The 22,168-nt window shown below is 43.8% G+C and carries 14 protein-coding genes; 9 read left to right on the top strand and 5 right to left on the bottom strand.

Translation table 11 applies throughout. The features are described from left to right. Window positions 1-9: 9 nt before the first annotated feature. Together CWC04_RS17055 and CWC04_RS17060 are read right to left on the bottom strand one after the other, a co-directional pair. Window positions 10-972, bottom strand: a complete 963-nt coding sequence (locus CWC04_RS17055) for an aldo/keto reductase (RefSeq protein WP_029773103.1) — start codon at window positions 970-972, stop codon at window positions 10-12. Between the two features lie 216 nt (window positions 973-1,188). Continuing rightward, window positions 1,189-1,938 carry a GntR family transcriptional regulator gene (locus CWC04_RS17060; protein WP_004586029.1) on the bottom strand — a complete coding sequence of 250 codons (750 nt, stop codon included), beginning with the start codon at window positions 1,936-1,938 and terminating at the stop codon, window positions 1,189-1,191. Window positions 1,939-2,108: 170 nt separating this feature from the next. Between CWC04_RS17060 and CWC04_RS17065 the strand changes: the two genes are divergently transcribed. From CWC04_RS17065 to CWC04_RS17105, 9 genes are all read left to right on the top strand, one after another. Then, entirely contained in the window at window positions 2,109-2,876 is a 768-nt protein-coding gene (locus CWC04_RS17065; RefSeq protein ID WP_004586028.1) for a sulfite exporter TauE/SafE family protein, read from the top strand. 107 nt (window positions 2,877-2,983) lie between these two features. Beyond that, window positions 2,984-5,044: a glycoside hydrolase family 31 protein gene (locus tag CWC04_RS17070; RefSeq protein ID WP_138685978.1), complete on the top strand. Its 2,061-nt coding sequence runs from the start codon at window positions 2,984-2,986 to the stop codon at window positions 5,042-5,044. 103 nt (window positions 5,045-5,147) lie between these two features. Beyond that, entirely contained in the window at window positions 5,148-6,887 is a 1,740-nt protein-coding gene (locus CWC04_RS17075) for a solute:sodium symporter family transporter (protein ID WP_171038593.1), read from the top strand. 212 nt (window positions 6,888-7,099) lie between these two features. Then, window positions 7,100-9,526, top strand: coding sequence for a TonB-dependent receptor (locus tag CWC04_RS17080; protein WP_054983875.1), 2,427 nt, complete (start codon window positions 7,100-7,102; stop codon window positions 9,524-9,526). A 210-nt stretch (window positions 9,527-9,736) separates the two neighbouring features. Next, complete coding sequence (locus CWC04_RS17085) at window positions 9,737-11,320, top strand: alkaline phosphatase (RefSeq protein WP_055255433.1); 1,584 nt, start codon at window positions 9,737-9,739, stop codon at window positions 11,318-11,320. An 11-nt stretch (window positions 11,321-11,331) separates the two neighbouring features. Beyond that, the gene (locus CWC04_RS17090) at window positions 11,332-13,119 is read left to right on the top strand and encodes an alkaline phosphatase (protein ID WP_138685979.1); all 1,788 of its coding nucleotides are present in this window, start codon (window positions 11,332-11,334) and stop codon (window positions 13,117-13,119) included. Window positions 13,120-13,281: 162 nt separating this feature from the next. Next, window positions 13,282-13,995, top strand: a complete 714-nt coding sequence (locus CWC04_RS17095) for a hypothetical protein (RefSeq protein WP_138685980.1) — start codon at window positions 13,282-13,284, stop codon at window positions 13,993-13,995. A 296-nt stretch (window positions 13,996-14,291) separates the two neighbouring features. Then, the gene (locus CWC04_RS17100; protein WP_138685981.1) at window positions 14,292-15,230 is read left to right on the top strand and encodes a phosphoribosyltransferase-like anti-phage protein; all 939 of its coding nucleotides are present in this window, start codon (window positions 14,292-14,294) and stop codon (window positions 15,228-15,230) included. Window positions 15,231-15,308: 78 nt separating this feature from the next. Then, complete coding sequence (locus CWC04_RS17105; RefSeq protein WP_138685982.1) at window positions 15,309-15,932, top strand: NADAR family anti-phage protein; 624 nt, start codon at window positions 15,309-15,311, stop codon at window positions 15,930-15,932. 113 nt (window positions 15,933-16,045) lie between these two features. On the opposite strand, the gene CWC04_RS17110 is transcribed toward CWC04_RS17105, so the two are convergent. The 3 genes from CWC04_RS17110 to CWC04_RS17120 all read right to left on the bottom strand — a co-directional run bounded on the left by CWC04_RS17110 (window position 16,046) and on the right by CWC04_RS17120 (window position 21,659). Then, window positions 16,046-17,935: a monovalent cation:proton antiporter-2 (CPA2) family protein gene (locus tag CWC04_RS17110; protein WP_138685983.1), complete on the bottom strand. Its 1,890-nt coding sequence runs from the start codon at window positions 17,933-17,935 to the stop codon at window positions 16,046-16,048. Between the two features lie 95 nt (window positions 17,936-18,030). Then, entirely contained in the window at window positions 18,031-18,924 is an 894-nt protein-coding gene (locus tag CWC04_RS17115; RefSeq protein ID WP_126008639.1) for a DUF4097 family beta strand repeat-containing protein, read from the bottom strand. Window positions 18,925-19,130: 206 nt separating this feature from the next. Further along, window positions 19,131-21,659 carry a TonB-dependent receptor plug domain-containing protein gene (locus tag CWC04_RS17120; RefSeq protein ID WP_054983880.1) on the bottom strand — a complete coding sequence of 843 codons (2,529 nt, stop codon included), beginning with the start codon at window positions 21,657-21,659 and terminating at the stop codon, window positions 19,131-19,133. Window positions 21,660-22,168 lie beyond the last annotated feature (509 nt).

Genomic DNA, 22,168 nt, shown 5'->3' on the forward strand with positions numbered 1-22,168 from the left:
TTTATTATCCTAATCGTAAATAGGGTGAAAACGGTTAAAGGCAGCTTCACAAAAGTGCCCAGGGTCGTTAAAACGGCGGTTGCTATTAAGCGCAGAAATTTGCGCCATTTCTTGCTCTGTTAATTCAAAGTCGAACAGTGCGAGGTTTTCTTTCATGCGTTCAAATTTAGAGGTTTTAGGAATAATGGCGGTGCCGCGTTGCACACCCCAGCGCAGTACAACTTGTGCTGGTGTTTTGCCATGATTTTGCGCTGCAGCTTTTACTACGCTTTGCTCAAGCACCGACTCAGTTTGATCGGCCATTTCAAGCTCAAGGTACGAAAGTGCACCGAGCGGCGAAAACGCCGTAACCGGAATATCGTACTGTTTGGCAAGCCTTACTAGTCGCTCTTGAGTTAAATAAGGGTGCGACTCAATTTGCAGCATGGCGGGTTTAATTGTGGCGTAGGTCATTAAATCGTGAATAAGCGCGCTTGAGTAGTTACACACACCAATGCGTTTTGCTTTGTTGTTATGTACTTGCTCTTCCATTGCTTGCCACGTTAAGTGCAGTGGCACTTTTGCCAGCTCCATTTGTGGGTTTTGTGCATCTGGGTCTACAAACCACTCTGGTGGGTAGCGCGTTTCGATTGGTACAAACGTTTGCGCAATCGGAAAGTGAATTAAGTATAAGTCGAGGTAGTCGAGCTTTAAATCGCTCAAGGTTTTATCAATGGCAAGCTCTACATGCTCTGGCGCATGAAAGGTGTTCCATAGTTTTGATGTTACCCATAATTCTTCGCGGGTACATAGGCCGTCTTTTATTGCTTGAGCAATGCCATCGCCTACTTGTTCTTCGTTACCGTAGTCTGATGCGCAATCAAGATGGCGGTAACCTGCTTTAATAGCTTGGTACACCGTTTGCGCGCAATCTTCTTGTGCTACTTTCCATAAACCGAACCCGACTGGCGGGATGTTATTTAATGAACTCATTGGGAATTCCTGTTAAAATTGCATAATGACTTTGGTCTTGTATAAGACATAAGTTATTATACGAATCTAACAGTGTCAACACTGTGTTAACCGCAAGGCAATAAATGAAAGGTGTTAAAAAACCTACAGGCAGCAAAAAGGCAGCGTTTGCTGCCTTTAAAAAATATTTAATAAGTATGCGCTAATATAACTTACTCGCGGCTAAAGCGCGGTTAATTAATCAAGTTCTATTTGGTAGTGGTAATGATCGCTACGGCATTTGCTTAAACGGTATTCAATGCGTTTACCTTCGATTGATTCGGTAATGCGCGATACCAACAATAAAGGGTCACCGGCTTTAATAGCGAGCATTTTAGCGTCGGTTTCATCTGCTAAAACGGCTTTAATGCTGTCTTGGGTTTTATGCACGGTTTGGTTAAATTTGGTTTGGTAGTAATGATACAATGTGTGCGGAATATCACTACTTTGATGTATATCAGGAAAGAAACTTTGTGGTAGATATATAGTTTCGCTCATACAAAATTCGTTATCGAGAATGCGTCTGCGTACAAGCTTAGTGACTTTGTCTTTTTTATTAAGTTGCAGCGCATCAATAACATCTTGTGGTGCAGGGCAAAGCTCAACCGACAATAGCTCGGCTTTAGGTAGGTCGGCGCCTTTACCGTCGGCCTGTAGCGGAAAAAACCTAAACAGGGCATCTTGCGCGGTATGCTCAGATACAAACGTACCAACACCTTGGCGGCGAGTAACTATTTTATCGTCGGTTAATAAATTAAGCGCTTTACGCACAGTGCCTTGGCTTACGTTAAACTCTTCAGCAAGGCGAAACTCGCTCGGTAATACTTCGCCAGGTACCCAGCGTCTTTCAACAATGAGCTGTTTAATATAATCAGCCACTTGTAAGTAAAGTGGTTGAAAAGCCAAGCTTGGGCCACTTAATTTGTGATCAAACATAGAGTTACTCATTGTTATTTACCATTAAATTTAATCCACCTGTATTTATATCATAGGTGAAACTTTTTGCGCAGTTTTGCGCAAGCTCAATTAATTGTGAACTATTGCCGTGTAGTTTGTTTTTACATTATGCCTAAAAACAAATCGTTACACTACAATAGCGCACACGTAGGATATTTAAAGTGCTCAGTATTTCGTTAGAACTCATCTTGCTTATGGCATTGTGCCTAAGCCTTGCCACCATAATGCAAACGCTTAGCGGGTTTGGCTTTGGGTTGCTGGTGGTTGCAAGCTTTACGTTGCTAGATGTTTTACCGCTCACTGCCACCACCTTTTTAGTGAGTTTATTGGGTTTAGTTAACTCAACCACTGTGGTGGTTAAAAATCGCAGTACAGTAAAAGTGCCCGAGCTTAAACTTATGTTGTATACCGGTATTCCGCTAATGCTGTTAGGTTTTATATTGCTTGAATATATGTCGGCGCATTTAACGCAGTTCTTAAACTTTATTTTAGGCATTAGTATTTTGCTATGTTGTGGCTTAATGCTAATTGGCCGTGATAGAGCAAATAAGCAAAGCGGGCGTGGCTCGTTTTTAATTGCCGGCGGCGTAAGTGGCTTGCTGGGCGGGCTGTTTTCAACGTCGGGGCCGCCGCTGGTGTTTCAGTGCTATAAACAAGCTTGGTCTATTGAGGCCATTCGTAGCACTTTACTTGCGGTATTTACCATTGGTGGCTTAGTCCGTGTTGGTATTGCCTTATTTGGCACCTTACCCGAGCTCGACATTATGTTTTTAATTGCAGCGGCCATACCGCTGGTATTATTAGTAACGCAATTTGCTCGTAAATTAACGCCTTACGTTGATGCAAAATGGATTCGTATAATAGCAATTGCATTGCTTGGCCTAAGCGGCGTTTCGCTGGTGGCAACATCGGCACCGGGCATATTTTAAAAGTATCGATGTAAATAATTCATCTTAGGGTTATTTACATTGACATGGGGATTACAATTATTTAACTTGTATCTTATACAAGACTAATAATTGGTTAAGGAACTCCCATGAATGCATTTGAATTACGTGAGCCAGACTGGAACGCAATAGAGCCAGCACGCTTAACTGCAGAGCCTAAATTACAAGGCCATGTGCTAGTTTTACCAACTCAATTTGGCGAGGTCAGCGTTACCATAAGCCAGTTTGGTTTACGTTTAAATGCAGGCTCCACGCATGACGAGACGTTTAAAATATTAACCACCACCCCTTCAAACTTACCGCTATCACTTAATAAATTAGACCAAGGCTTTGCAGCCACCGCCGGTGAGTACCGCTTAGAATTTTACAGCGACCCGTTTTACTTTAAGCTTTATAAAAACGATAAATTAGTACAGCAATCAGCAACTGATGGCCACTTTGTGCGCCAGCACCGCTTACCGCCACTGGCGAAAACCGATAACGGCTGGATTTTAAGCTTAGAGCTTAATTATGACGAAGCCGTATACGGCCTTGGCGAAAAATGGGGCAAGCTTGATAAACGCGGCCAGCTTATTCGCTCATACAACCACGATGCGCTGGGCGTAAACGCCGAAAAGTCTTATAAAAATACGCCATACGCTTGGAGCCCAGAGGGCTGGAATTTATTTGTACACACGCCGGCGCCCGTTACACATGGCGTAGGCTACGCACTTTGGTCGCAACGTGCTTATGTGTGTTTAGTAGAAGACGACGCATTAGATGTATTTTTATACCAAGAGCAAACGCCTGCACAAAGTATAAATCGCTACTGCGAGCTAACTGGTTTTGCACCGGTGCCACCGCAGTGGAGCTTGGGTGTTATTTTATCAAAAGCGTACTACAAAGATGCCGACGAGCTATTAAGTGTCGCCCGCGAAGTACGCGCTAAAAACATGCCGTGTGATGTAATTACCCTTGATGGCCGCGCATGGCAAGACACCGACACCCGCTTTGCCTTTGAATGGGACCCAACACGTTACGCCGACCCAAAACCTGTGCTTGATGAACTAAAAGCCATGGATTTTAAAATTTGCGTGTGGGAATACCCAATGATCTCGGTAAACAACCCATTATTTGCTAAAGCGGCCGAGAACGGCTGGCTAATAAAAGACAAACGCACAGGTAAAGCGTATCAATACGAGTGGGATTTAAGCCCCTTTGGCGAAGTACTTACGCCATTACCAGAGTCGGGTATTTTAGATTTTACTCACCCCGATGCTTACGAATACTGGCTGGAGTCGCACAAGCCATTGTTTGAGCTTGGCGTAGATATGATAAAAGCAGACTTTGGCGAACAGCTAGAAGACGAAAACATGGTATCGCACAGTGGCGACAGCGGCATAAGACTACACAATGTTTATAGCATGCTGTATAACCGCTGCGTTTATGAAGCCGCCGAAAAATACTGTAAAACAGGGCCATTTTTGTTTAGCCGCTCAGCATGGACTGGCAGCCAACGCTTCCCTGCACAATGGGGTGGCGACCCACAAGCCGATTGGCAAGGCTTAGCGGCGAGTATTCGCGGCAGCTTAGCGTGGGGCATGTCGGGCGGGCCATTTTTTGCAACCGACATTGGTGGTTTTTATAAAGATACGCGCGATGCAGAGCTTTATGTTCGCTGGGCGCAAGCGTCGGTATTTAGTGCGCACATGCGTTTACATGGCATTGGCCCACGCGAACCGTGGTCATACACCGAGCAAGCAAGTGACGCAGTATTTGCAGCGCTTAAATTACGCTATCAGTTAATTCCGTACTTACAAGAATGTGCAGAGCAAGCGCAGCAAACAGGGCTGCCTATTCAGCGTGCTATGGCACTGGCGTTTCCTGATGACGTACTGGCACATAGTTTTGATCAGCAATTTATGTGCGGCGAAAAACTCCTTGTTGTGCCATGTGTTGTACCAAACGGTAAAGTTAAATTTTATTTACCACAAGGCGAGTGGGTGCGATTCCCTGATGGGCAGGCGTACCAAGGCGGCAAGTATTACGAAGAAACACTTGAGCTTACACAAATGGCCGTATTTGTTCGTAAAGGCGATACGCTCAAGCTAGGCCCAGAGGTTCAACACACAGAGCAAGACATGAGCCAGCTAACAGCATGGCCAAAATAAAACTCGGTTAATAGCAAACACACACACAACACACGTAACACACACAATAATAAAGATATTAGCTTACTTTTTACCGAGTAAAGTAAGCTAAAAGGGGCGCAAGATGGAAGGTATGAACATTACCATGACACTGCTATCGTGCTTGGCGTTTATGGCGTTGGTAGGATATATCTCGTACCAAAAAACCAAAGGGGAAGTTAACACCCAAGACGGCTACTTTTTAGCAGGGCGTGGTTTAACAGGTACATTTATAGCGGGGTCGATGATCCTCACTAACTTATCGGCCGAGCAACTTATTGGCCTAAATGGCTCAGCGTATGGTTACAACCTAAGTTCAATGGCGTGGGAAGTAACAGCTGGGATATCAACCATTATAATGGCGTTGATCTTTTTACCTCGGTATTTAGCCGGCGCGTTTTCTACCTTGCCTGAATTTTTACGGGATCGTTTTGACGATACCGTACGCCGCATGACGGTGATCTTATTTATGGTAGGGTATTGTTTTATAACGATCCCTTCTGTTTTGTACTCAGGATCAATCGCCGTTCTTAGTCTGTTTGATGTGCCCACCTTATTAAACTTAAGCTATCAAGCAAGCTTAATTGTCACCATTATTATTGTGGGCTCTGTGGGCGCTATTTACGCGGTATTCGGCGGTTTAAAGGCAGTTGCAGTATCAGATACCATTAACGGTGTTGGGTTATTAATTATTGGTATTTTAGTGCCTACCCTTGGCCTAATTGCCCTTGGCGATGGCAATTTTGCCGATGGACTAAGCACACTGGTAAACACCGATACCGAAAAGCTCAACGCCATTGGTAGCAGTGACGAACCCGTGCCATTTGGCACCATTTTTACCGGTATGATCCTCGCTAATTTATTTTATTGGGGCACCAATCAGTACGTGATCCAGCGTACACTGGGCGCTAAAAACTTAGTAGAAGGCCAAAAGGGCGTGTTGTTTTCAGGGTACTTTAAAGTGCTAGTGCCCTTTATGATGATGATCCCAGGCGTAATTGCGTATCACCTTTATAAGCACGAAAGCTTACAAACCATAGATTTAGCTTACCCACATTTAGTTAAAGATGTACTGCCTCAGTACTTATCTGGGTTCTTTTTAGCGGTGTTATTAGGTGCGGTATTTAGCTCGTTTAATTCGCTGTTAAATAGTGCCGCCACGTTGTTTTGTTTAGATGTATACAAACCCATGAAAAAAGACAAAGTAAGCGACGAAAAGCTGATTAAAGTGGCCAAAATTACCAGTATTGTAATTGCTGTTTTATCGTTTATTACCGCGCCATTACTGATGTTTGCGCCAGAAGGTTTATGGCACATAATTCGTGTATTTACCGGATTTTACAACATTCCGGTCATCACAATTGTGCTCGTGGGGTTATTTACTCGCAAAGTGCCTGCACTGGGCGCTAAAGTGGCTATTGTTTTTCATGTTATTGCCTACACTTTGCTTAAATTTGTGTGGGATGTAGATATTAACTTTATCCATATTTACGCCATATTATTCTTTATTGAGCTGGCCATTATGTTAGGTATTGGCTACTACAAACCTCTTGCCACACCATGGAACTTTACCCGCAAAGCCGAGGTAAACCTAAGCCCATGGAAATACGCACTGCCTTGCGCGATTGTATTAGTGAGCTTAATTATAAGCTTGTACATACTGTTTTCTCCGCTTGGATTGGTGGGTGGCACCAGCGTGTACTTTGTACCAAGCTTAATTGCTGTTTGGACTAGCGCCTTTGTGCTTAGCTGGTGGAGCGTACGCCGATGGCATACACGCTATACAAGTAGCTTGGCGCATATTGGCGTTGCTAAGGTCGTATAACGCGGCGTTATATTCTTTATACAAATTTTAAATCACATTTTATTCACATAATGTTTGCAATAGAACATAAGTTTGTTTAAGTTTATATCTCTTATATAAGACATAAGAGATATAAGGAAAATAACTACAACACTCTGGCACCGCTTTTTAGCAACCCACACACTTGCTAGCGCGGTAATTTAACAGCACACACGCACAATTTGGAGAATGACATGAGAGCTAAAAAGTCCGTCTTAAGCTTGGCAGTCACGTTAGCAATGACAACGGGTTTAGCACTAAGCACGCAAGCACATGCGCAGCAAGAGCAAACGGAGCAACAAGCAGAGCAAAACAATAACGACCAGTTTGAAAAAATTGTTGTTACCTCACAAAAACGAACGCAAAGCCTAAACGAAGTACCGCTTGCGGTGTCTGTGCTTAATAGCGACCAGATTGATTCGGCGTTTGCTAATAATATGGAAGGCCTGCAGTCACTTGTACCTTCGGTGAGTTTTAGAAAAGGCACCACAACCCGTAACTCAGCGCTAACAGTGCGTGGTATTGGTACTATTTCGTTTAGTATTGCTGCTGAGCCAAGTGTGGCAACCGTAGTTGATGGCGTGGTGCTAGGTCGCTCTGGTCAAGCCTTTGCCGATTTATACGATGTATCTCGCATTGAAGTACTACGCGGCCCACAAGGTACACTATTTGGTAAAAATGCTTCGGCGGGTGTGGTAAACATTACAACCAAAGATCCTTCGTACGATACCACCGGCAGCGTAGAAACCTCGTTTTATCAAGACAACGAATACCGCTTTAAGGGCGTGGTAAGCGGCGGCTTAACCGACGACTTAGCAGCAAGCTTAACCGTGTTTAAAGGTAAGTTTGATGGCTACATTGATAACGTTTACAACAACGAAAAAGTAAACGGTTACGACCGTGAAGGCGCACGTGCTGTATTTAAATACGAGCCAAGCGATGACTTAAACGTTAAATTTATTGCCGAATTTTATAACGCCGACGACGACTGTTGTGCCGATTTAGAAGCCCTGCCAAGTGGCCGTAACCCAGATTCAGACGCAGCCCCTAACAGCAACGGTATTGTTGATGGTGTGGCCGATATTGACCTAGACCAGCGCAAAGTTGATCACGACTATGAGTCGCGCACTATTGACGAACACAGCGCGTTTTCGGTACAGGTTGATAAAACTATTGGCGACTACACATACACCTCTATTACTGCGCAGCGCTCGTGGGATAACACCGAATACCGCGAAGGCGACTTTACCTCAATTGCTGGCGACAGTAACGAACCTGTATTTGGCGCGCCCTTTCAATTACACGATTTAGGTGCTCAGCAGTGGGATCAGTTTTCGCAAGAATTTAGAGTTACTTCAAACCTAGCGGGTCCGTTTAACTATGTGGCTGGCTTATTTTACTGGAACATGGACTCGCAACGTAACTTTACCCGTGACGCAAGTTGTCAAAATAACGGTGGCCAACTAGACGCTGCAATGGCGTATTACGCACAAAATAACTTAACCGGTGCAGAGCTTGATGCCGCATTGGCGGACTTAGACGGCTACACACAAAGCTTAGGTGTAAGCTGTAATGCTAACGATATTGTATCGGCAACCGCGTACATGAGCACCGAGTTTAACAACTGGGCAGCCTTTGCCGATGGTACTTACGATTTATCTGAAGACTTACGTGTACTGTTTGGTATTCGTTATACCGACGATGAAGTGTCGTACACACACCGCCGCGTAAGCAATGACGAATTTGGCCGCACCGGTGTAGGTGTACGCTCAGCAGCACTAAATACTGACGAATCAGGCAGTGCAGAAGAAACCAATGTGTCGGGTCGTTTAGGTATGCAATACGACCTAGGCGATGGCCAAATGGTTTACGGTACTTACTCGCAAGGCTATAAAGGCCCTGGTTTTAACGTGTACTACAACTTTAATCCAGATAACGATAGCCGCGAAATATCGCCAGAAGAGTCAGACGCATACGAGTTAGGCTACAAATACGCAAGCCGCGACTTTGTATTTAACTTTGCCGTATTTAGAACCGAAATTGAAGGCTTTCAAGCCAATAACTTTGACTGTTCAGACGGTACCTGTATTACCCGTTTAACCAATGCCGGTGATGTAAGTACACAAGGTGCTGAGGTTGACTTTATGTGGGCGGCTACCGACTCACTTACTTTAACCGGTGGTATTGCGTACATTCAGGCCGAAATTGACGAGTTTAATTGTCCGGCAGAAGTAGAAGCAGGCTCATGTACTGACCGCTCTGGCTTAGATGTCCCGTTTTCGCCAGATTTAAAATACTCACTAAGTGCTGATTACTTTATTGAAACAGAGCACGACTTTAATATTCATATAAACGGCTCTTACATTTACACCGACGAGCAATACTCAGACCTACCAAACAATGTAGGCGAGTTTAACCCAGCAGCGTTACTGCCAGATTACGGTATTTTAAACGCAAGTGTGGGTTTATCGTTTAAAGATGATGCATTTAGAGTATCGCTTATTGCTAAAAACTTAACCGACGAAAGCTACGTAACCACCTACAGTGGCGACAACTTCCGTTACCAAATTCCGCGTGATGCAGAGCGCTACTTTGGCGTATCGTTTAAGGCGCGTTTTTAATTTTATAAATACATCCCTGTGAAAATTGTGCTAAGCGCAGCGTTTAACCGCTGCGCTTTTTTGTGTCTTAATTTTGTCATGGTTTAGTCATTGTTTTTTAATTAAAAGTACTCTTAGAGGTCACATCTATTTTCTATAGTGCAGCGGTTACTTATTTGAGGTTTACGCTTCAAGCAAAAAATAACCACTACACAATGGGAATAATAAAGGATGAAAATTAAAAAAGTTGCTGCGGCAGTTGGCTTAACGTTTATGTTAAGTGCTGCAAGTCATGCCGATGTATTACCACAAAGCCAAACAGACAATGACTGGTATACAAATGCCCAAACCACACTCGCCACAAAAACTGCGCTTGCACAAAGCCAGCAAACAACAAAAGCTAAAAACGTTATTTTGTTTGTAGGCGACGGCATGGGTGTATCTACCCTTACCGCAGCACGTATCTTAAAAGGACAAAGAGCGGGCGATTTAGGTGAAGAAGGTTATTTAAGCTTTGAAGAGTTCCCGTACTCAGCACAAGTAAAAACATACAACGTAGATGCTCAAACACCAGATTCTGCAGGCACAATGACCGCGATGATCTCAGGGGTTAAAACCGATGTAGGCGTTATTGGTGTAGACGAAGACATAGAACGCGGTGTGTGTTCAACTGTATCGGGTAATGAGCTTTTAACAGCAACAGAACTGGCTGAAATTAAAGGCCTAGCAACCGGTGTTATTTCAACAGCGCGTATTACCCATGCAACGCCAGCGGCAACCTATGCAAAATCGGCAGACCGTAACTGGGAAGATATCTCAGACATGCCAGAAACCGAAACTGCATGTGAAGACATTGCCTCGCAATTAGTTAATTTTGAGAAAAACCTAGAAGCACGTTTTGTAGGTACCGACGTAGACGGTCTTGATTTTGTAATGGGTGGCGGACGTCGTCACTTTTTACCAAAAGATGAAGCAGCTAACTCAGCAGATGCACTTAGCGCTGTAGAGGGCGATCGTACTGATGAGCGTAACTTAGTTACTGAGTGGCAAACACAATACCCACAAGGTACTTATGTTATGGACCAAGCAGGCTTTGATGCCATTGCTGATGATGCCACTAAAGTGTTTGGCTTATTTAACGAATCGCACATGCAATACGAAGCAGACCGCGCAAACGATATTGCCGGCGAGCCATCGCTGAGCGAAATGACCAGCAAAGCAATTGATGTATTAGGTAAAAACGAAAACGGCTTTTTCTTAACCGTTGAGTCGGGCCGTATTGACCACGCACACCACGCGGGTAATGCCTACAACGCACTTAACGACACCATTGAATTTGCTAAAGCCGTGCAAGCTGCGGTAGATAATACCAACCCAGAAGAAACCCTTATTTTAGTAACCGCCGATCACAGCCACGTATTCACTATTGCTGGCTACCCTAAACGCGGTAACCCAATTTTAGGCCAAGTAGTTGCCGTAGGTGAAACCACACCAAGCCTTGCTGCCGACGATATGCCTTACACCACAGTAGGCTATGCAAATGGTTTAGGGTTTAGAAACTTAGTTGATGAAACAGATGCCGATGCAGCGTATACAACTGGCCCAGTTGCTGGACGTGTAGAGCTAACAGGCGTTGATACTACCAATGTTGGCTTTCACCAAGAAACCACTGTCCCTCTTGGCTCAGAAACTCATGCTGGTGAAGATATTTCGCTGCATGCAAAAGGCCCTGGCGCACAGCTAGCTCAAGGCGTAATTGAGCAAAACGTAGTATTTCATTTAATTAATCAAGCTCTTGAACTAACTCAGCAATAATGGCGGCTAACATGAACAAATTAACAGTACTTTCTTTAGCAGTAATGGTCGCGCTAGCAGGTTGTAGTGACGACGACAAAGACGAAAATAATATTCTCGCGGTAGATAACACCATTGCAGTAGGCTCTGAGCAATGTGTTAATGGCGGCGTAGAAACCCAAACTGGCGTAGATACAAACGGCAACGGCGTGCTAGATAGCGACGAAGTTACCTCTTCTAACTTAGTGTGTAATGCACCAGCTACGTCACTTACCAGCGAGCAACTTGCCACCCTAACGACTAACGCATGGTATGGCGATGCACAAACAAAGCTTGCGGCAACACAGCAAGCTAATAGCGAAGTGGTTACTGAATCTGGCAAAGCGAAAAACGTTATATTATTTGTTGGCGACGGCATGGGTATTTCTACCGTAACAGCTGCACGTATTTTAGCAGGCCAGCTTGAAGGCGGTTTAGGTGAAGACTACCAGTTAAGCTTTGAAAAAATGCCGTACTCAGGTTTTGTTAAAACTTACAACGTAGATGCACAAACGCCGGATTCAGCAGGCACAATGACGGCAATGGTATCAGGTGTTAAAACCGATGTGGGCGTAATTGGCGTAGATGAAGACATTGAACGCGGCGACTGTGCCACGGTAACAGGCAACGAACTGGTTACCTCGTTAGAGCTTGCTGAAATAGCGGGTAAAGCAACCGGCCTTATTTCAACCGCACGTATTACCCATGCAACACCTGCAGCAACGTATGCTAAATCGGCTGACCGTAACTGGGAAGATAACTCAGATATGCCAGAGGGCACTGAAGCCTGTGAAGATATTGCATCGCAACTAGTAAACTTTGAAGCCAACTTAGAGTCGCGTTATGCAGGTATTGATGTAGATGGCATTGATGTTGTAATGGGCGGCGGACGTCGTCACTTTTTACCAAAAGATGAAGCAGCAAACTCAGCCGATGCAGTAAGCGCCGTAGAAGGCGACCGTACTGATGGCCGCAACCTAGTAACCGAGTGGCAAACAACTTACCCAAGCGGCACTTACGTTATGGACCAAACCGGTTTTGATGCAATCAGCGACGATGCCACTAAAGTATTTGGTTTATTTAACGAATCGCACATGCAATACGAAGCCGACCGCGCAAACGATGTAGCGGGCGAGCCTTCGCTTAGCGAAATGACCGAAAAAGCAATTAACGTACTAGATAACAACGACAATGGCTTTTTCTTATCGGTAGAAGCAGGGCGTATTGACCACGCGCACCATGCGGGTAATGCCTACAATGCCCTAAACGACACAGTAGAATTTGCAAAAGCTGTGCAAGTGGCAATGGAAAACACTAACCCAGAAGAAACGCTAATAGTAGTAACTGCCGATCACAGTCACGTATTTACTATTGCAGGCTACCCTAAACGTGGTAACCCAATATTAGGTAAAGTTGTTGCCGTAGGCGAAACCGAGCCAAGCCTAGCTGCCGACGATATGCCATACACCACAGTTGGCTACACCAACGGTGGCGGCTTTAGAGATTTAGGCGATGAAACCGATGCCGATGCAGGTTATGCATTTGCACCTGTTACAGGGCGTGTAGATTTAACCGATGTTGAAACAACTGCACCGGGCTTTCACCAAGAGGCACTTGTACCACTTGGCTCAGAAACTCACGCAGGTGAAGATGTTGGCGTATACGCAATGGGCCCAGGCGCTCACTTAGTGACAGGCACTAACGAGCAAAGCTTTTTATTCCATGTAATGGACTTTGCAGCAGACTTAGTAACTACCGCTGATAAAAAAGTAACGCCATAAGTAATTTAATACGTACGCTCAGCACATAAAGTACGTATTAAAAATGAGGTATTTAAAAACAACTCGTACGCTGTGCGAGTTGTTTTTTTATGTCATAAAAATGCCACTGTAAATGGGTATGGTAATGCCTATTACAGTGACGTTTAAATAAGAGATAATTTAATGAAACTAGCATTATTTTTAATGGCAACACTTGCCAGTACCAGCACCCTAGCGCAGCAATGTAATATTGATAGCGCGCATTTAAAAGCCGACTATAAAATTACCAATACTCATAAAAACGAGCAAAGCACGCAGTCACTTACGCTTTGGCGAAACAACTCACAAGTTGCGCACCAACGTGAGGTTATTACCGAGCTTTGGCAGCACTTAGCTAATAAGCAAATTCGCCCAATTCGTTATTTTAATGCTCAGCAACGCGGTATTGAGTATCAGCCATCTGAGGTACGCGGTGTACAAAGTTGGAGCGCTAAAAATCAGCTGGTGGATACGCATTTAATCGAAAAAATGACCCTAGTTAACACCCAAGGCAACGGCTGCGATGAGGTAAAAAACTACACACTTTCTGAGGGCGACAATCAATTTAAACTCGCTTTATTTACCAAATCAAACTTGGTTAAAAGCTTTAGCGTAACCAATAAAAAAAGCGATACCCATACTTTGCTAAGCCTTAACGAGGTAAACAGTAATAAAGCAGAAATAACCGCACAGTTTGCCAAGTGGGATCGCTTTCAAACCACCGACTACGCCGACATTGGCGATAACGAAAACGACCCGTTTTTAGCAAAAATGATCAATCTTGGTTTTATAGAGCACAGCGCAACGGGGTTTTATAACCAGCAAGGTAAAGCGATTCAAGGTGGGCACCATCACTAGATTTTAGCGTTTTTAAATGTAGTAGCTCATAGCTGGAAGAATGACAGGCTATGAGCTACAAGCTAGTATTCAAAAAGTAGATTAATTTAAGCCATTCCCGCCCAAGCAATACCGCAAACACTTTCCCATTTTTATAAAGCAGATCATCAACGTAAAATTATTTATAGTTGGTAATAATTTACTCTATTTGATATTAATAGATGTTCATACTATAGGGACATTGTGTAGAAAGATGGAAGTGTCCTCTGATAGAGCTGTTAAATGCCCGTGATATTAATGTCAGTTGGAGTAGATAAGTGACGAATGAAGAACTTTGCCAAAGTATTTCTAATGTAATTAATGGTTATAGAAATAAAGAGTTTGGCGAATATGATGCCGTGCATGTTAGTCGTTGGATATCGCAATTTGAAGATTTTGAAAAACAAATTGTTTTGGAAGAAACAAATCGAATTTTAAAGAAAAACTTTATAAGCTATAACTTGTTTTTAGAGTTTATTGACACTCTTATCCAGTCACCAGATATATATGTTGAGAACAAGGATTCGTATTGGAATAGAGTATCTCTGCTTGATATCCAAGCGAACGGGAATAGTCAAAAGGAGTTAAATGCAATTCTTCAAGGTAAACTTAACCTATTATATGGTATGCCCAATATAATAGGTCAGCAATCAGAAGAGTATATTTATCTAGATGACTTTATTTTTTCAGGCAACCGTTTAACTTCAGATATGGAGTCTTGGATTCGTAATGACGCCCCGCTAAAAGCTAGGGTGTGTGTCATTACTATCGGTTGGTATGTTTATGGACAATACAAAACAGAGAAAAGGTTAAAAGCTTTTGCTAAAAGTTTAGGAAAAGATATTCATTTAGTATTTGCTTCATTTAGTAAATACAGGCTGGAAAATAGATTGTATCGGAAGGATTATTCGACAGTCTTTTGGCCTACTTCTATTATCAAAGAGTTACCTGAAGCGATCGAGTTCTTACAGAGACAAAACTGCGATTTCCCATACAGGGCTCCTGTAGGAGTTGAAAACCCAGTATTTTCTCGTTCTCGTCGTGAGGAGTATGAGAAAATAATGCTGAAATATGGTTTGAAAATACTTTCGTTTTCCGTACAAAATAGCTCTGTTGTAAAGCCTCTGGGGTATGATATTTATCGAGGGTTAGGATTTGGCTCAACTGTTTTTAGTTTCAGAAATTGTCCAAATAACAACCCTCTCGCCTTTTGGTAGGGTGATCCTACTGCGTCACCTTTTCATCCATTTTCAAAGTGGTACCCATTAATGCAAAGAAAAACATATGGATAAGCTATGAGCTATGAAAGCAGGCAATATGATATTAAACATTGCGCTGCATTTAAAAGAACGAGAGAGAAATGGGGCGAGCTATCAAATATGGCTGGTGGATTCCCTGTTGCTGTTAATGGAGTTCCAATAAAAAGTATTGAGGCATTATACCAAGCTTGTCGTTTTCCTCATCTACCTGATGTACAAGAAAAAATACTATCTCAAGGCAGCCCTATGACAGCAAAAATGGTTAGTAAGCCCTATCGAGAAAGTTCTCGTGCTGACTGGGATGAGGTGAAAATTTTAATTATGAAGTGGTCTTTACGTGTAAAACTTGCGCAAAATTGGAATCGTTTCTCTTCAGTCTTAATTGAAAGTAACAATATGCCAATAGTTGAGCTTTCTGATAAAGATGATTTTTGGGGAGCAAAGCCTGTGGAAAGGGGTATTTATGTAGGTGTAAATGCATTAGGTAGATTATTGATGCAACTAAGAGATCAAATTAAATCTAATAACCGATCTAGTTTTATGAATGTTCCTCCGCTCGAAATAAGTAACTTTAGTTTATATGGGCATGCTATTAAATGTGTCACTGAATCAGATATATCCATTTTAAAACCTCCACAAAATGATATGTTTGACATTTAACAAAATCTTTAAACTTAACAAAACAGTTAGCTATATTTTATGCTGCTCATCTTATTGCCCCTTAGCGAGGCAATACCGTGATCTGCTATTATCTTAATTCTAACTATTTGACACTACTCAAGATGAGAATCATCAGGCTTTTTAGGTCTATCAGCTAGCTCTGTTAGGCCGTCTTCACAGTCGCCGCTGTCGCAGGTATTTAAATCACTTTGTGCCTGCTTGTCTTGTTGCAGTACTTGTTTTAAATCTTCCATACGTTGGCGCACGGCTACGCCGTAGCTGGCGTCGTCGCCCCACAGTTCGGCAAGTTGCAATACAGCAGCGCGGTCGTGGTCTCTAAATAGTTTTCCGGCGCGCTGGGCATCTTCTTTATTGTTTCCTAATAACTCTAATGCATCTACCGCTAGGTTAATGGCCGAGTCGACCGTTTCGCGGTTAAAGGCATCTACTTTTAAATTAAGTAATTGATACGCGTGGCGGCGGTCGATAGCGCGGGCAACAATTTTGAGCTGCGGGTAGTTTTTATGTGCAAGCTTAATAATTTCGAGGGTTTTGTCTGCATCATCTATTGCCACAATTAGCATTTGCGCGGTGTGCGCGCCTGCGGCTTCTAGCAGCTCTTGGCGGGCAGCATCACCATAAAATACGGTATTGCCAAAGCGGCGTAGGAGTTCTATTTGGCTTGGGCTGTGATCAAGTACAGTAATTTCGTAGCCTTGGGCGTGTAATAAGCGACCCATAATTTGCCCAAAGCGACCGTAGCCTGCAATTATAACGTGTTTAGCGCTGCTAATTTGCTCGGGCTTATCAAACTCGGGCGCGCTGTTACTGGTACGTTTTTGTAGCTGCTCGTAAGCCATTAATAACAGTGGCGCAACCAACATTGAAACAGCCACCACTAACGTGACTAAGCTTGTTTGCTCTGGCGTTAATATGCTTAATGTAGTGGTTACGCTTAAAAGTACAAAGGCAAATTCGCCGCCTTGTGCCAGCGCTAGTGCAAACAGTAAACGCTGCTTTTTACTAATATTAAAGGTGATTGCAAGGGCAAACAAAATGCAGGCTTTTACTACAATAAGCAGCGCAACGAGTGCAATAACGGTTGTAAATTCATCCGCTAATAATTCAAAGTTGATTGATGCACCAACAGTGATAAAAAACAGCCCTAACAGTAGGCCTTTAAAGGGTTCTATATCGGCTTCTAGCTCGTGTCTAAACTCGCTTTCGGCAAGGACTACACCGGCTAAAAATGTACCGAGTGCCGGTGATAAGCCAATACTTTGCATTACAAGGGCAATAGCCACCACTAAAAATAGCGCAAAAATAGTAAATATTTCACGCATGTGGGTTTGCGCTATGTATCTAAATAACGGGGCCGACACATATTTTCCGCCGGCAATAATAGCGGCGATAACCGCTACCGATACGCCAACTTGTTGCCATACCGGCCAGCTTGCAATAATGGAGTCGCTAATTTCTTTGGAGCTACTTTGCGGTGCAAAAGCCAGTAGTGGCAGGAGCGCTAAAATAGGAATAATGGCGATGTCTTGAAACAGCAAAACCGAGAATGCGTTTTGCCCGGCTTCTTGCTTTAGCCAGCCTTTTTCTTCAAGGCTTTGCAGTACAATAGCGGTTGATGACAGCGCCAGCATTAAGCCAATGGCGAGGGCGGTTTGCCAATGCATGGTAAAAACCCAATAACAAAACGCAAAAATAGCCGCGGCGGTAAGTACGACCTGTAAGCCGCCAAGCCCTAATATTGAATGGCGAAGCTTCCATAAACGGGCTGGTTGTAGCTCAAGGCCAACTAAAAACAGCATCATCACTACGCCAAATTCGGCGAAGTGCATTACATCTGTTTGATCGCCCACAATACCCAGGGCGTAAGGGCCAATTAGTATGCCCGCAATTAAATAACCAAGTACCGAGCCAAGTCCCACTCGCTTGGCAATAGGTACAGCCACTATGGCCGCCGCTAAGTAAATTAAAGCTATTTCTAACACGCGTATATCCTAATAGTATCAAGGCTTTTAGCATGGCTTAGTGGCTTTAAAAATACAATGGGTCATGTGGCTGAAAATGGATCATTTAGTCATAATTAATCGGCTACTTTTACAGGGCCGTTAATGTTATCAATGCTTACATCGCCAGAGCCCGATTCGGTAATGGTAAGCCCCTTAGCGTGGTTTACACGAATATTGCCCGAGCCATCTTCAATGGTTACGCTTGCTTGCACGTGCTCAATGACTAAATCGCCAGAGTTATCGTCTACATCTACTGCGCCATTAATATTGTTAATAGCAATGCTGCCTGAGCCGTCTTCAACAGTTAAGGTGCCGCGCACATTACTAATGCGCATATCGCCCGAACCATCATCAACTACGGCGTTGCCGCTAACATTATTAATATTTACGCTGCCAGAACCATCGGTAAGCGCTAAGTTACCGGTGATGTTTTCAAGAGTAATATCGCCTGAGCCATCTTCAATAGTAAGGTTTTTAGCACTGTTGATAGATAAGCTGCCAGAGCCGTCTTCTACGTTAATGTTATTTTGCATGGCGCTTATTGCAATGTCGCCAGAGCCATCATCAATATCGAGCATTAAATTACTTGGCACAGTAACCACTAAATCAATGTGTGGCGATTGGCCGCTGTAAAAACGCATACCGCTGGCAGTATTGTTGTTTGCAACTAGGGTAGCTTGTTTGCCATTTTGCTCAAGGGTGAGTGTGTATTCGTCTTCAATGTCGGCGGTAAAAATTGTGGCATCTACACTTATGCTGGTGGCATTGGGCGAGCCTTTTATTTCAAGAGAGCCTGCACCGCTTAATACGTTTAAGTATTCTAGGTTATTACTTGGCAGTGATAACTGCTGAGTTTGTTTTACTGAGGCAACGCTTGGCGATATATGAAACACACAGCCGCTTAATAATAAAATGCCGCCAATAAGTGAAAGTGGTTTTGTAATGCCTGATACAGTTGATGAACTCATGTTTAGTCCTTTGTGTTTGTTATTTATGCTTGTTTTGTATAAGCGTAGTAGAGCAAAAACAAGACCAACTGTAAGTTATTGATTTTATTGGGGTGGGATGTGTTTATGAAAAGTGGATTTACTAATAAGTGGTTAAATACACTAAGAAGTAATTAAAAAAGGATGCACATGGCATCCTTTTTAAGTCTTTGCTTTTAGGTTATTTATTAAAAGCTGTAAGTAATATTACCGTATAGGAAACGCCCGTCTAATCCGTACGGTGCATATGGCGTGTACGGAAATATTTGGCCAAAGTCAGAGTAACCAATGTTATCTACCGTTGCTTGCGGGTACTGATCAAACAAGTTGTTTGCACCTACTGCAAATTTCCAGTATTCATCTGGGCGGTAGGCTACTTCTAGGTCGGTGATCCATTTAGGGTCTATGTACTCATCGCGATCGGCGGTAGTTGAAATATCAGCCACTTCACCGTAGCGCGTTGCACGAAGGGTGGTTTGCCATTCGTTAAAGTTCCACACTGCTGATAGGTTCCATTTGCTATCTGGCGTGCCTTCTTCAAATCGGCCTACTTCGCGGCGTGCAAATACAACATAGTCATCGCCTAGTGAATTTAGCTCGCTTGGGTTGTCGTCTACGTGCGTTACTTCGGTATCGTTAAAGTTAGCCGCTACGTTTAAGCGTAAGTCACCTAAATCGCTTAAATCTAAGTTGTAGGTAGCAACAATATCAACACCTTGCGTGCGCGAGTCGATAGCGTTAGTAAAGTAACGTACGCTTTCTGTGTTTAGCTCGCCGGCATTTTGCAGTATTTCTACTACGGCATCGCCCTCTAGGTTTTCAGACAATACAATACGGTCATCAATATCAATACGGTAGGCATCTACAGTTAGGCTAAAGCTGCCTTGTGTGTACATAAAGCCAGCCGTTACGTTGACTGACTCTTCGGCATCTAGTTGTTCAGCACCTAGCGCTTGCGCTGCCGCTGAATCGGTAGGGAATAAACCTACTTCAAACGGTTGGTTGTTCTCAAGCACGGTAGAGATTTGGCGGTACGAGCTTTGCGCAAGTGATGGAGCACGGAAACCTGTGCTAATTGCACCACGCAATGATAGGTTTTCGTTAATGCTGTAACGCGACGCAAGCTTTGATGTAAACGTATCGCCAAAGTCGGTGTAATCTTCGTAGCGACCCGCTAAAACAAGGTTCCAGTCTTCTGTTAGGTAAGTATCAAACTCAACAAATACCGCTACGTTATGGCGGCTTTCGTCGGTTACGCTTTCTGGGCCAAAACCAGCTAATACTTGTGCGCCACCGGCAGCAATTGGATTGCCATCGCTATCTAAAGCGGTAATGTAAGAGGCTTCTTCGCCTTGCTCAATTTTGTAGCTTTCGTGGCGGTATTCTGCACCTACAGTGAAAAATACGTCATCTGGCAAGCCAAAATCTAGCACTGTATTTGCCGTAGCGTTTACTAAAAACTGATCGTAAACCAATGCCCCGTTGTCAAATTCGGTTGGGCTGTCGGCACCTAGAGATGTATTTATACTATTTACAACGCCGAAACCAAAGTCGTTACGGCCGTAGTTGGTACTTACATCCCAGGTCCATTCGCCTGTTTCGCCTTGCAGGCCTAGGGCAAATGAGTAATCTTGTACGTCGGTTTCAATTTGCGGTAAAAAGCCGTCTGGGTACACTTCTAACACGTTGCGGCTGTCTTTTGCACGGCGGTAAAAACCACCTGAGTTACCTTCGCGTTTTGAGTAGCTACCAAACGAGTACAGGTTATAGCCGTTATCAAAGTCGTAACCCATGTTGTAAAACAGTGCGTAGTCTTCAAGCTCTGCTTTACCAAAGCGGTGGTTGTAACGGTCGATGGTAAATTCGCGTGGGTCTAGGCTGCCATCTTCTAGGCGGTCGTATTGCTCGCGCGGGTCAAAGCCTGAGCGCTGCGTAGAGTCGTTATCACGATACTCAATTGATACGTTTACAAAGCCGTTATCTAAAAGCTCAAAACCAGAGTTTGCGCTAATTGTACGACTTGCACCGTCGTTTACTTCGCGGTCGGCGCCGGTATTAAAGGCAAGGTTGCCATCGGCATCTGCGTAGGTGCTTTCTAGCTGAGGTACGCCAGCCATTTGGGTGTCGTACTCGCCGTAGGTTACGCTTACGCTGCCCCCTTCTGAGGCATCTTTAAGTACAATGTTAATTACACCGGCAATGGCGTCTGAGCCGTACTGCGCTGCTGCGCCATCACGTAGTACTTCTACGCGTTTAATGGCTGAAGTTGGGATCATGTTTAAGTCAACAGCGGTAGAACCACGGCCAACAACACCCGCTAAGTTTAATAGCGCGCCAGCATGGCGGCGTTTGCCATTAATAAGCACTAGGGTGTGATCGGGTGCTAAACCACGTAATACAGCAGGTTTAGCGTGGTCTGTACCATCACCCATGGTGGCGCTTGGGTAGTTAAAGCTAGGTACTTGGTTTGCCAGTATTTGGCTAATTTCTAGCTGACCCGTGCTTTGCATATCACCACTGGTAATAATATCTACAGGTACGGTACTTTCGGCAATACTGCGCAGGCTTCTGCGGGTACCGGTAACCGAAATCACTTCAATACTTTCTTGTGCTTGAGTGTCTTGTTCTGCAGCAAATGCAGGAGAATAAGACGCGCCAAGCGCAGAGGTAACGGCCAGGCTAAGTGCTACTTTTTTGGCTGATAATTGCTTTAACATGATGTTGATTCCCTTAAGGGCTGCTGACTATTGATTTTTCAAAGGAGCGCATAATATAGAAGGCACTACCTGTGTGCAAAGATAAAAACTGTCTAAGTTATTCTAAGTTGTTAACAACTAAAATGACAGTTTACGCCCGCTATAGACGTTTAGATCGCTCGAGTTGCAATCTTGTGTCGAATAGCTGCAAATTCAAGGTAAGTTGTCGGTTTTTTTGAAAAAACAAAAAGGCCAAATTAGGGCGTGTTGCACTTTGCGGATTGAAATTTGTTCAATCTAGGGGCGATTAAATCGCGGCGCGAGGTTTGTAACCTAGTGGGCTCGATAACTGCTCCTGCGTTATTCTAATGACTTACATCCCTGTAAGAATAAGTAAAAATCGAGTAAAGCTTCCGCGTCCTGATCACGCCCCTTACCCACATCCATGTAGGCAACAAAGAGTTTATCGCCCCTAGGCAGAACCCGAAGGGCAGCACATGTTTGGCATTTATGCTGCGTTATCGCCTAGT

Origin of the sequence: Pseudoalteromonas sp. S2893 (assembly GCF_005887105.1) — a bacterium.
GTDB lineage: Bacteria > Pseudomonadota > Gammaproteobacteria > Enterobacterales > Alteromonadaceae > Pseudoalteromonas > Pseudoalteromonas atlantica.